The organism is Streptomyces sp. JJ66, assembly GCF_019303495.1.
GTDB lineage: Bacteria > Actinomycetota > Actinomycetes > Streptomycetales > Streptomycetaceae > Streptomyces.
Genome location: NZ_JAEVFI010000050.1, coordinates 1 through 11,010 on the forward strand (window position 1 = coordinate 1; position 11,010 = coordinate 11,010).

Sequence of the window (11,010 nt, forward strand, 5' to 3'; positions counted from 1 at the left end):
CGCCCGGGTGGGGCGGGGTGCTCGCGCGCGGCGACGCGCCCGCGCGCGGCCCGGCGCCCGCGCCGGTGCGCCGGGGAGCGGTGGCCGGGCCGAAGCGCCGGGGGGTGAAGGGGCGGGCCAGCTGAGGCACCTCGCCGCTGGCCAGCGCCTCGGCCAGCACGTCCCCGGTCACCGGGGTCAGCAGCACGCCGTTGCGGTAGTGGCCGGTGGCCAGGTGCAGGCCCGGCAGCGCGCTCGGGCCGAGCAGCGGCGCGTTGTCCGGGGACGCCGGACGCAGCCCCGCCCGCGTCTCCACCAGGGGGAGTTCCGTCAGGCCCGGCACCAGTTCGTGCGCGTCCCGCAGCAGTTCGTACACCCCGCCAGCGGTGACCGTGGTGTCCCAGCCCTGCTCCTCGCTGGTCGCGCCGATCACCAGTTCGCCGTCGGCGCGCGGCACCAGGTACACCGCCGAGCCGCGCACCACCGCGCGCACCGTGCGGGACAGGAACGGGCCGGACCCGGACGGCGCGCCCGGCATGCGCAGCCGCAGCACCTGGCCCTTGACCGGCCGCACCGGCGGGACGACGGCCTCCGGCACCCCCGGCAGCCGCCCGCTCTCGCTGCCCCCGGCCAGCACGACGGCGTCCCCCGCCAGCTCACCGCCGTCCGCCAGCCGCACCCCGGCGGCCCGGTCGGCGGCGTCCGACAGCAGCAGGCGCTCGGCGCGGGTGCGGTGGAAGGTGACGCCCGCCCGCTCGCAGGCGGTGAGCAGGGCGGCCGACAGACGGCGCGGGTCCACCTGGTGGTCGCCGTCCACCCGCAGCCCGCCGCGCACCCCGGGCGCCAGCATCGGCTCCAGCCGGCGGCACTCGCGGCCGGTGAGCCACTGGGCGTGCAGGCCGCAGCGCTGCTGGAGCGCGTGCAGCTCGCGCAGGTGCGCCCGGTCGTCGGCGTCCAGCGCCACGGCGAGCGTGCCGCACGCCCGGTAGCCGACGTCGAGCCCGGTGACGTCCGTCAGCTCCGCCGCGAAGTCCGCGTACCGCCGCGCCGAGGCGAGGTTGAGCGCGAGCAGGCCCTCCTCGCCGTAGTGCAGCTCCGTCACCGCCGCCAGCATCCCGGCGGCCACCTGCGCGGCACCGCCGCCCGGGGCCTCGTCCACGACGCTCACGCGCATCCCGCGCTGCGCCGCGCGCCACGCCGTGACCAGCCCGATCACGCCGCCGCCGACCATCACCACGCGCATGGTTTCCAGCTCCTCCCTTCGCCGGCATGACCCGGATCAGGTTCCTACGGTCGGAGGCCGTCAGCCTCCCTCTCAGCCCGGTACCGCCGGGCTCCCGCGCGTGCGCACCTTCCGAGTGCGCACTGGTCTGTGTGACGACCACCCTACTGCCGGGCCCTGCGCACGCCGAAGCGGCCGCCCTACAGTGACCATGTGACTTCACGCAGCGAGCAGGCCAGTCAGCGCGTCGTGATCGTCGGCGCGGGCATGGCCGGGGTGCAGACGGCGGTGCAGCTCCGCGAGCAGGGATGGCCCGGGGCCGTCACGCTGATCGGCGCCGAGCCCCACCAGCCCTACGACCGGCCGCCGCTGTCCAAGGCGGTACTCAGCGGCAAGGCCGAAGGCTCCGCGTTCGACGTGGACTTCACCGCGCTCGCCATCGACCTGCGGCTCGGCCACGGCGTCACCGGGCTGCGGCCGGACGCGCGCGAGGTGGACACTACGGGCGGGACTGTCGGTTACGACCACCTTGTCCTCGCCACCGGCGCCGAACCCGTCGTGCTGCCCGGGGGCGGCCAGGTGCCCGGCGTGCACCTGCTGCGCACGCTGGACGACGCCGAACGGCTGCGCCCGGTGCTGCGCGAGCGGCAGCGCGTCGTGATCGTCGGCGCGGGCTGGATCGGGGCGGAGTTCGCCACCGCCGCGCGGGAGGCCGGGTGCCCCGTCACCGTCGTCGAGGCAGCCGACCAGCCGCTGGCCGGGGCGCTGCCCGCCGAGGTCACGCGGGAGATGCGCGCCTGGTACGCCGAGTGTGGCGCCGAGCTGCGCACCGGGGTCGCCGTCGCCCGGCTGCACGCCGACCCCGGGCGCAAGGTCGAGCTGGCCGACGGCACCGTGCTCGCCGCCGACGCCGTGGTCGTCGGCATCGGCGCCCGTCCCGCCACGGCGTGGCTGCACGGCTCCGGAGTGGAGCTGGCCCCCGACGGCTCCGTGTTCGCCGACGCGCGCCTGCGCACCTCGGTGCCGGACGTCTACGCCGTCGGCGACTGCGCCTCCTTCCCCTCCGCCCGCTACGGCCGCCGCCTGCTGGTGCACCACTGGGACAACGCGCTGCACGGGCCGCGCGTCGTCGCCGCGGGCATCGTCGGGGACGCGGGCAAGGCGGTGGACGCCGGACCGGCGGTGTACGACCCGGTGCCGTACTTCTGGTCCGAGCAGTTCGGGCGTTTCGTGCAGTACGTCGGCTGGCACGGCGCGAGCGACGAGCTGGTGTGGCGCGGCGATCCCACCAGCGCCGCGTGGTCCGTGTGCTGGCTGCGTGACGGCGCCCTCGGCGCGCTCCTGGCCGTCGGCCGCCCCCGCGACCTGGCCCAGGGCCGCAAGCTCATCGAAGCCCGCACCCCGCTGGACCCCACCCTGGCCGCTGACCCGGCGGTACCGCTGAAGAAGGCGGCGCTCTAGCTGTAGTGCCCGTCCTTGTGAGGCCCGGGTTACGCCGGGCGGCGTGGGCGCTGTGCCGGATGTCGGGGGGCGATGGCAGGCTTGGGGGTGTGACCGAGATTGATGCGAAGACCGACGCTCTCGTCCCCGCCTGGCTCACCCTCCCCGATGTCGCGGAGGAGCTGGACGTCGAGGTGACGCGGGTGCGGCAGCTCGTGAAGGAAGGCCAGCTGCTCGCGGTGCGCCGTGGGGAGAACCGGGTGCTGATGGTGCCCGCCGAGTTCATCGGCGAGGGCCGGATCGTCAAGGGCCTGTCCGGAACGCTCACCCTGCTCAGGGACGACGGCTTCAGCGACGAGGAGATGCTGGAGTGGCTGTTCACCCCCGATGACACCCTGCCCGGCACCCCGACGCAGGCGCTGCGCGAGAATCGCGGTACGGAGGTGAAGCGCCGGGCCCAGGCGCTCGCCGTCTGACACTGGTCCGCACCCACCGCGCGCAGGGTCGTGCGGCACCGCTTCCGCGCGGTGCCGCACGGCAGGCCGCGCGGTCCACGTACGTCAGGGGATTGTCCGATGCCCAGAGCCACCGCGACCGCCACCGCGCCCACCGCCGCCCAGCGGCTCGCCGACGCACGGCTCTACCTGTGCACCGGCGCCCGCACCGCGCAGGGCGACCTGCCGGAGTTCCTGGACGCGGTGCTCTCCGGCGGCGTGGACATCGTCCAGCTGCGGGACAAGGGCCTGGAGGCCGGGGCCGAGCTGGAACACCTGGCGGTGTTCGCCGACGCCTGCCGCCGGCACGGCAAGCTGCTCGCCGTCAACGACCGGGCCGACGTCGCCCACGCCGCGGGCGCCGACGTGCTGCACCTGGGCCAGGGCGACCTGCCGGTGCCCGCCGCCCGGGCCATCCTCGGCCCGTCGCCCCAGGACGTGCTGATCGGCCGCTCCACGCACGCCGAAGCCGAGGTGGACGCCGCGCTGACGGCCCCCGGTGTGGACTACTTCTGCACCGGCCCCTGCTGGCCCACGCCCACCAAGCCCGGCCGCCACGCGCCCGGGCTGCCGCTGGTGCGGTACGCCGCCGAGCGCGGTGCCGCGCTCGGCGGCGAGCGGCCCTGGTTCGCCATCGGCGGCATCGACGCGGGCAACCTGGACGAGGTGCTGGACGCGGGCGCGCGCCGCGTCGTCGTCGTCCGGGCGCTGACCGAGGCCGCCGATCCGCACGCCGCCGCCGCCTCGCTCGCCGCGCGACTGCGGGCCCGCTGAGCTGGACAGACGCTGACCCCGGCGCCGTCCATTCCGTGGACGGCGCAGTGGACACTTCTGTACTGACCGTTAACCTGCCGGTATGGCCCTCGGTATCTCCTCCACCAGAACCGACCGCGCGCTCACCATCCGTGACCTCCTCGCGTCCGGTGAGCGCTCCTATTCGTTCGAGTTCATGGCGCCCAGGACGGAGAAGGGCGAACGCACGCTGTGGAACGCGATCCGCCGCATCGAGGCCGTCGGCCCCACCTTCGTCTCCGTCACCTACGGCGCCGGGGGCTCCTCCCGGGACGGCACCGTCCGGGCCACCGAGCGGATCGCCGCCGAGACGACGCTGACCCCGGTCGGGCACCTGACCGCCGTCAACCACTCCCTCGCCGAGCTGCGCAACATCATCGGCCAGTACGCGGGCGCGGGCATCCGCAACATGCTCGCCCTGCGCGGCGACCCGCCGGGCGACCCGATGGGAGAGTGGGTCAAGCACCCCGAAGGCGTCTCCTACGCCTACGAACTGGTCGAGCTGATCAAGGAGGCGGGGGACTTCTGCGTGGGCGTCGCCGCCTACCCGGAGATGCATCCGCGCTCCACCGACTGGGACACCGACATCCGGCACTTCGTCCACAAGTGCCGCGCCGGGGCGGACTACGCCATCACCCAGATGTTCTTCTACGCCGAGGACTACCTGCGGCTGCGCGACCGGGTCGCGGCGGCGGGCTGTGACACGCCGATCATCCCCGAGATCATGCCGGTCACCAACGTGCGGCAGATCGAGCGGTTCGCGCAGCTGAGCAACGCCACCTTCCCGCCCGAGCTGGCCGAACGCATCCTGGCGGTGCAACACGATCCGGCCGCTGTACGCTCGGTCGGGATCGAGTACGCCACGGAGCTGAGTGCGAGGTTGATGGCCGAGGACATCCCCGGTCTTCACTTCATTACGCTCAATCACTCCACGGCGAGCCTGGAAATCTACGAGAATCTGGGGCTGCACAGGCGGTCATAGGTTCGGTGAGAGGGGCGTACATGGGCTGGACGGTCCTCTACATCGCGTTCGGCGTGGTCGCGCTGTGGCTGCTGGGGGAGGTCCTGCTCCAGTACAAGGCCCGGCTGCGCTGGCGGCTGACGGCGTTCTTCGGCTTCCTCACCGTCGTTCTCGGCGTGCTGCTGCCGTCCGTGCTGGTCATCGCGCTCGGCACGGTGGCCTTCGCGCTCGGACAGACCTTCGTCACCCTCTCCTTCCGCCAGGGCTTCGACCACGGCTGGGCGCTGGAGTCCTCCCGGCGCCGCAAAGCGGGTGCGGACGACGCGGACGACGCCCCGCCCCAGCCCGCGGACGCGCCGCCGGTACTGGAGGTGTCCGCGCTGGAGGAAACGGCCGCGTACCAGATGGAGCCGCTGCCGGAGGACACCGGCCAGTACGGCCGCTACGAGCGCGACGCCGACGACAGCGGCCCCGGCCACCACGACAGCCACGGCAGCCAGGGGGCGGCCGAGTACCGGCCGGACGACGCCTACGCCGCCGCGTCCTACGGCGGTTACGACGCCCCCGCCCGCGACGGCGGCGGCCTCTACCAGGACCCCTACCTCGGCGGCACCGGCACGCCCGCCGAGCAGGACCAGCACCAGTACGCCACGGGCGGCACCGAGTACGGCACCGGCTACGGCGACGACCCGTACGGCACCGCCTACCCGTCCTACGGCGACAGCGGCTCCTACGCCCCCTACACCCCGCCGCCCGCCCAGGAGAGCAGCCAGGACCCCTACTCCTCCTACGCCGGATACGACCCCTCCCAGGGCTACCAGAGCTACCAGGAGTCCAGCCTGTACGGGTACGCCCCGGACGGCTCCGGTTCCGGCTTCGAGCCCGCTTCGGGGGCCGGGGCCGCCGGGGACTCGGCGGCGCAGGAGACGTACGGGTACGGGTACGGCACCGGGGGCTGGGACGCGTACGGCTACCCGCAGGCCGACCCGGACGCTTCCGGATACGGCCAGCAGCACGATCAGGCCCACACGCCCGCCGACGGGGTGTGGGTGCCGCAGCAGCGTGAGTCCGGCCCGGTGCCCCAGGAGCCGTACTCCTACCAGGACGGTTACGGCTACGGCTACCCCGCGCCGCCCCAGCGCGGCTCCTGAGGCCACCGGAACGCGCGGAGACGGCCGAGGCGTCTCCTGAGCCCGCCGGTGCGTTCCCCGCTGCCGACGTGTTTTACCGCGAGCCGCGCCACTCCCGGCCCTCGGTGACCAGACCGGCCACCAGCGCGCCCGACATGCCCGCGTGCGCGAGCCCGCCGCCCGGGTGGGCCCAGCCGCCCAGGGCATACCACCCTTCCACCGCACCCAGGTTGGGCACCGGCCGGGACGCCTCCCGGCCGGTGCCCGCCAGCGCCGGGACCGGTACGGCGCCCCCGGGCACGCCCGTCTCCCGGGCGGCGTCGGCCGGGGTGTGCCGCTCGTGCCACAGCAGACGCTCGCCTAGGTCCGGCACCGCCCGCGCGGCGGCGTCCAGCAGGCGGCGCGTCCAGGCGTCGGCGCGGGCCGCGTCCGTCCAGTCCAGCGGGCCGTGCGGGGGCACGGTGGCGGTGACGGTGACGGCCTCGTGCTGCGCGTCCGGGACGCCGGTGGGGTCACCGGGGCGGTACACGGTGACGGTCGGCGCGGTGGCCGGCTCCACCCCGCCGAACAGCGCGGCCAGCTCCGCGTCCCGGTCAGCGGTGTGCACGACCGTACGGTGCGCGGCGTCGGCCGGGCGGGCGCCGCGCAGGGCGAGCAGCAGGGTGAGACGGGCCCGCCCGGGTGCCTGCTCGCGGTGCGGGCAGCCGCCGTCCAGCACGGTATCGGCGGGCACCTCGGTGCCGTCGGCCAGCCGCACGCCGCGCACCCGGCCGCCCGCCACGAGCGGTTCGGTGACGTCGGTGCCGAACACGAACCGCACCCCGCGCTCCTCACACCGCCGGTGCACGGCGTCCGCCAGCGCGCGCAGGCCGCCCTCGACGGACCAGGCCCCGAACGTCTGCTCCAGGTAGGCCAGCACGGTGGCGGACGCGGGCGCGGTGCGCGGATCCAGGCCGTGGGCGAGCGCGTAGCTCTCCAGCAGCGCCGCCAGGCGCGGGTCCTTCAGCTCGTCGGCGGCCACCTCGGCCAGCGTCGGCGGGCGGCGGCGCAGCAGACCGCGACGGCGCACCGCCGGGTACGGGTCGCCCGGCAGCGGCTCGGTACCCGTGCGCGGCTCCTCCAGCAGCGGGCGCCGGGTGGCGTCCCACACGGTGCGCGCCCGCACCAGCACCTCCGCCCACCGCTGCCCCGCGCCCGCGCCGAGCGCCCCGTCCAGTGCCCGCAGCGTGCCCGAGCGCGACGCGGCGGGCAGCGTCACCTCGCCGCCGTCGGCGAACACGTGCCGCGCGCCCGGGTCCACCTGCCGCAGCCGGACGCAGCGCTCCAACGGCTGCTTGCCGGTCTTGACGAACAGGTCGCGCCACACGGCGGGCAGGTGCAGCAGCGCGGGGCCGGTGTCGAACCCGAACCCGTCCCGCGTGCGGCGCCGTACCCCGCCGCCGTACGTCTCACCCCGCTCGTAGACGGTGACCCGCTGGCCGCTCGCCGCCAGCCGCGCGGCCCCCGCCAGCGCGCCGAGCCCCGCACCGATCACCACGACCTCACCCATGACCACCGACCCTATCCGCCCCGTCCCGCCCCCGTGTCGCCCGTCCCGGCCAGGGCGCCGCTGCCGCCGGATGGGCGCTTTACGCAGGCGTGAGTAGCCGTACCTACTACTGCAAGGCCACGGGTTGAGTACGTGCGCGGATAGGCCGCGACCAGGCGGGACGGCAGAGTAGTGCGCACCGGGACGGCACCGCGCCACACCGCCGGCACGGGGCGGCGGAACGGCGCGGAGCCTACCGGTAGGGGGTACCCGGTCGGGGGGATACGGGGGACCGGGGGGATGAAGGGGGAAACGGGGGAACGGGGGGAGCGGGTGGCCTCAGTTATCGCGCATTTGAAAACGTCGCAGGTCAGGGCGGGTTCTATGCTCGGTGGGCCGTCTGTGGGCCGTGGCCCGCGTCTCCGATGCAAGGGAGACGCGGGCCACGGTCGTTCCCTGCTTGCTGTTCAGGCCGCGAGCGGGGCGCCTCCCTCCCCGCCCCCTGCGTGGCGGTATGAGCCAAAGGCAGAGTCGATGGCCTTGCGAGCGCGGTCCTGACTGTTCGGCATCAGGTGTGTGTACGTGCGGAGCGTGAACCCGGGGTCTGTGTGCCCGAGGTATTCCGCTAGCGCCTTGATGTTCTCGCCCGCATCCAGCAGGACCGACGCGAAGTAGTGCCGCAACGCGTGCATACCGTGCTCACGGGAGGCAGCGAACCGTGCTCCCGGCTGCCGCTCTGGGATGACGCCAGCGGCCACCAACGCAGGCTTCCACAGGTATGGGTTTACGTAGTTGCGGTTTAGCGCCTTCCGCTCCCGGGAGTAGAAGACCAGAGGGGCCGTGACGGGCGGGCCGTCTGGCGTCTTCCACGGCAACGTAATTTTCGCGGGTGGGTAGCGGGTGATGTGGTCAGCTAGGCCGTGTGCTACGCGGTCGGCCATGGGCACGTCGCGCAGCTTGCCGCGCTTAGGCGGAGCGAACACGAGGTGCGAACCAATGAGCTTGACTTGACGCACCACGTGCACCACACCGTTCACGAAGTCAACTTCGTCAACGGCGAGACCGAACATCTCGCCTTGCCGGAGACCGCATCCCCCGCCTACATCCACGAGCGCCGCATACTGCCCGGGTAGCGCGCCGCGTACTGCACATACCCGCTCGTGGGTCCATGGCCTGAGCTTACGAGGGTCCGGCTTGGGCGGCTTCACAGACCGTGCGCGGCAAGGGTTGCGCGTGATGATCCCGTCGTCTACAGCAGCCGTGAACACTGCGGAGACGTTGGCGAAGATGATGCGCTGGTAGGACGGCGCAAGCCCCGCGTCCTTCAGCGTGCGGCACCAGGTGCGCATGTGGCCCGGCTGAAAGGCGCTCATGGAACGAGAGCCGATGTGCGGGAAGGCGTGCAGCCGAAACCGGTATTCCATGGCTGAGATGGTGCCCGGGTCCGTGGTCTGGTCCGCGAGCCACTGAGCGGTGAACTGCTGGAACGTCACTTTCCCCGCTGAAGGGTCCACGTACTGACCCCGTGTCATGTCCGCAGCGATCTGCGTAAGCCAGGTTTCTGCGAGGCGCTTTTGCCGGTCGGGGAAGCTTTTGGACTTTTCGGTGCCGTCGGGGCCGATGTAGCGGGCGCGGTAGCGCATGCCGGTTCCGTGGCGGTTGGTTTTGACGCGGCGGGGTGTGCCGTTGGTGTCGGGTTCGGTTTTGTACCAGCGGTCTTGGATGTGGCCTGCCATGGGTGGTGGTCTCCTGTGGGTTGGTGACGCTGCGTGGAGGGGAGGGAGGTAGTGCAGGGTGCGGGAAGCCGTTTCGGTGCCCGTCTGGCGGTCCGGTTCGGGCGCCTCCCTGCCTCCCTGGGGTGTGGGTTTGTGCTGTTCAGCGGGGGGTTGGGGGTGTGGGGAGGTGCCCGGGGAGAACTCCCTGCCTCCCCGGGCGCTTCCCTGTGCGGTGGGTGACGGCTGTGGTGGGGTTAGGCGGGGTCGTGGGTGGTGAGGTGGGTGATCCAGGTGTGGACGGCGGTGGGGTCGTAGCGGAGGTGTTTGCCGACGCGGAAGCCGGGCGGGCCGGTGCGCTTGCGGCGCCAGGCGTAGACGGTTTCGACCGGCACGGCCAGCAGGGAGGCGAGGTCTTCGGGGGTGAGGTAGCGGTCGGGGAGACCGGCGCGCAGGGTGGTGCGGGGGTCGGGTGCGGGGGTGGTGGGCATGGGTGCGGCTCCCTGGGGGTCGGTTGCCGGGGCATGGGGCGGTAAGGGTGGTAAGGGTGGTAAGCCCTGTGAGCTGCGGTTCTGGGGGTGCGGTATGGGGTGCGGTTACCGGGGCGGTAAGTCAGGCGGTGGGCGGTGCGGGGTTTGCCGCCCCGGTTTCCGTCGCCCTTACCGCCCCGTAGTCCGCGCTGGTCAGGGCCTGTCGGCCGCTGTGCCCTTCCCGTCCTCAGCCGGTGTAGGTGAGGACGGTTGTCGGGCGGCCCTTGGTGGGGCGCTGGCTGCGGGTGTAGCCGGGCTGGTCCAAGAGCGCGGCCGCGAGCCGGTCCCGCTCTGCGCGTGTGGTGTTCTTGAACAGGCGCCGCATCTGGTCGGCGGTGAGGCCGTCCGGTCCGGCGGCGCGGACGGCTTCGGCCAGCTTGTTGACCTGGGGATTGCCGGTGAGGGTGCCGATGAGGTGGATGGCGGAGGCGCGGGCGTAGTTGAGGAGTTGCCAGGCGNCAGGGCGTAGACCATGGCGGCGCGTTGGACGTAGGGGGCGGCGCGGGCGGTGAACTGGGCGATGACTCCGCCGGTGGCGTCGTCGCTGAGGGCGGGGTAGACCTCTTCGCAGTACAGCGCCCACGCGTCGGGGGTGAAGTCCACCCGCTCGGTGCGGGCGGCGTCGTGAAGGACGGTGCGCCACGCGGCCGCGAGGTTGGCCACGAGTTCGGGGCTGGCGCCGCGTGATCCGGGCAGGATGAGGTTGCGGTGGCAGAAGACGGGGAGGAACCGGTTGTAGGTGCCGCCTGCCAGTTCGGAGTCCTGCATTTTGGCGCGGAACTCTTCGGGGGTGATGTGTCCGAGGATGGCGATGTGGGGGTGGGTGGCGGTCAGGGACTCGCGCACCATCGACCCCAGGGAGTCGCCGTCCCATGCCTGGCGCAGGACGCCGGGCAGGCTGGAGCCTTCCCGCCGCCCCCTGCTCATGGTGACGGCGTACTCGGACTCCACCACCCACAGCCGTTTGTCGGCGCTGCCTGCTGCCGGGTCGTCGCCGTCGCCGTTGTCTTTGACGTACTCGATGAGTCCTTCCCCGGAGTTGAGCCCGCGCGGGGTGTGGGCGGGGGTGAAGAACTCCGGGACGGCCTCAGCCAGCACACGTTGCGCCGTGGAGGTGGCCGAGCCCTTGCGGCCGGTGGAGGTGGGGCCGACCGTCAGCGCCCAGATGAGGCAGGGGTGGCGGTCGTTGCCGACCATGAGGTGGGGGCGGCGTCCGATCGCG

Annotated in this window: 10 protein-coding genes and 1 riboswitch; of the genes, 5 read left to right on the top strand and 5 right to left on the bottom strand. The window is 73.4% G+C overall.

What is annotated here, in order from left to right; translation table 11 throughout:
- A partial coding sequence (thiO, locus tag JJV70_RS22045; RefSeq protein ID WP_219049796.1) for a glycine oxidase ThiO occupies window positions 1–1,222 on the bottom strand: 1,222 nt, incomplete at its 3' end.
- Window positions 1,218–1,330: riboswitch (TPP riboswitch) on the bottom strand. It overlaps the preceding gene by 5 nt.
- Window positions 1,331–1,468: 138 nt before the next feature.
- Here thiO and JJV70_RS22050 point away from each other — a divergent pair.
- The 5 genes from JJV70_RS22050 to JJV70_RS22070 all read left to right on the top strand — a co-directional run bounded on the left by JJV70_RS22050 (window position 1,469) and on the right by JJV70_RS22070 (window position 6,039).
- A complete protein-coding gene (locus JJV70_RS22050) occupies window positions 1,469–2,662 on the top strand; it encodes an NAD(P)/FAD-dependent oxidoreductase (RefSeq protein WP_219049805.1) in 1,194 nt (397 codons plus the stop codon).
- An 89-nt stretch (window positions 2,663–2,751) separates the two neighbouring features.
- Window positions 2,752–3,117 carry an Rv2175c family DNA-binding protein gene (locus JJV70_RS22055; protein WP_219049797.1) on the top strand — a complete coding sequence of 122 codons (366 nt, stop codon included), beginning with the start codon at window positions 2,752–2,754 and terminating at the stop codon, window positions 3,115–3,117.
- 99 nt (window positions 3,118–3,216) lie between these two features.
- Entirely contained in the window at window positions 3,217–3,909 is a 693-nt protein-coding gene (gene thiE, locus JJV70_RS22060) for a thiamine phosphate synthase (protein WP_219049798.1), read from the top strand.
- An 82-nt stretch (window positions 3,910–3,991) separates the two neighbouring features.
- Window positions 3,992–4,909: a methylenetetrahydrofolate reductase [NAD(P)H] gene (gene metF, locus JJV70_RS22065; protein WP_219049799.1), complete on the top strand. Its 918-nt coding sequence runs from the start codon at window positions 3,992–3,994 to the stop codon at window positions 4,907–4,909.
- 20 nt (window positions 4,910–4,929) lie between these two features.
- Window positions 4,930–6,039: a hypothetical protein gene (locus JJV70_RS22070; protein ID WP_219049800.1), complete on the top strand. Its 1,110-nt coding sequence runs from the start codon at window positions 4,930–4,932 to the stop codon at window positions 6,037–6,039.
- 73 nt (window positions 6,040–6,112) lie between these two features.
- On the opposite strand, the gene JJV70_RS22075 is transcribed toward JJV70_RS22070, so the two are convergent.
- From JJV70_RS22075 to JJV70_RS23335, 4 genes are all read right to left on the bottom strand, one after another.
- Window positions 6,113–7,567 (bottom strand): NAD(P)/FAD-dependent oxidoreductase, encoded by a 1,455-nt coding sequence (locus JJV70_RS22075; RefSeq protein WP_219049801.1) that lies wholly within the window; start codon window positions 7,565–7,567, stop codon window positions 6,113–6,115.
- A gap of 446 nt (window positions 7,568–8,013) precedes the next feature.
- Window positions 8,014–9,282, bottom strand: a complete 1,269-nt coding sequence (locus JJV70_RS22080; RefSeq protein WP_219049802.1) for a tyrosine-type recombinase/integrase — start codon at window positions 9,280–9,282, stop codon at window positions 8,014–8,016.
- Window positions 9,283–9,515: 233 nt separating this feature from the next.
- Window positions 9,516–9,749, bottom strand: coding sequence for a helix-turn-helix domain-containing protein (locus tag JJV70_RS22085; RefSeq protein WP_219049803.1), 234 nt, complete (start codon window positions 9,747–9,749; stop codon window positions 9,516–9,518).
- 192 nt (window positions 9,750–9,941) lie between these two features.
- The coding region (locus JJV70_RS23335; protein ID WP_219049804.1) for a DUF3987 domain-containing protein at window positions 9,942–11,010 on the bottom strand (1,069 nt) is incomplete at its 5' end.